Origin of the sequence: Mesorhizobium sp. M7A.F.Ca.US.006.04.2.1 (genome assembly GCF_004022915.1) — a bacterium.
In the GTDB taxonomy this organism is placed as follows: Bacteria; Pseudomonadota; Alphaproteobacteria; order Rhizobiales; family Rhizobiaceae; genus Mesorhizobium; species Mesorhizobium ciceri.
On the sequence record NZ_RZQA01001554.1, the window covers coordinates 1 to 613 of the forward strand.

At 64.9% G+C, this 613-nt stretch carries 1 protein-coding gene; it reads left to right on the forward strand.

All coding sequences use genetic code 11. The features are described from left to right. Window positions 1-613 (forward strand): GTPase (locus tag EN925_RS38690; protein WP_128337500.1); only part of this gene is annotated, 613 nt, incomplete at both ends.

Consider the following 613-nt stretch of genomic DNA (forward strand, 5'->3'; position numbering starts at 1 on the left):
CAACGCCGGTAAGTCGAGTCTGTTCAACGCTCTGGCGCGGCGCGATGCCGCTATAGTAACGGATGAACCAGGCACGACCCGCGACCTGCTTGAAGTGACACTTGATCTTCAGGGGCTGCGTGTTCGGCTCACGGATACGGCCGGGTTGCGCGATGCGCCGGGGAAGGTCGAAGCGATCGGCATCGACAAGGCGAGGGCCAAGGCGCATGGCGCCGATCTCTTGCTCTTGCTTAGGGATGTCGCCGATCCCAGGGAGATTGGACTGCTGCCGACCGAAGCGCCGATCTTACGTGTCGGCACCAAGCTCGATCTGCTGGAAAGCCGCGCGGCGAGCGACGCGACGGAGGATTACGACCTTGTCATTTCAGTGAAGAACGGGACGGGCGTGGAGGAACTGCTGGCGGAGATCGGTCAGCGGGCGGCGGAGGCAGCCGGCAGCGTCGGCGATGTCCTGCCGTCGCGCCTTCGCCACGTCGAATTGCTTGGCGAGACCAACCGCCATCTGCATCGCGCCACTGACGGCCGGATGAACGAGCAGGAGTTGCGCGCCGAGGAGTTGCGGCTCGCCGCCGATCGCCTCGGCCGAATCGTCGGTGCCATCGACGTCGAGGAC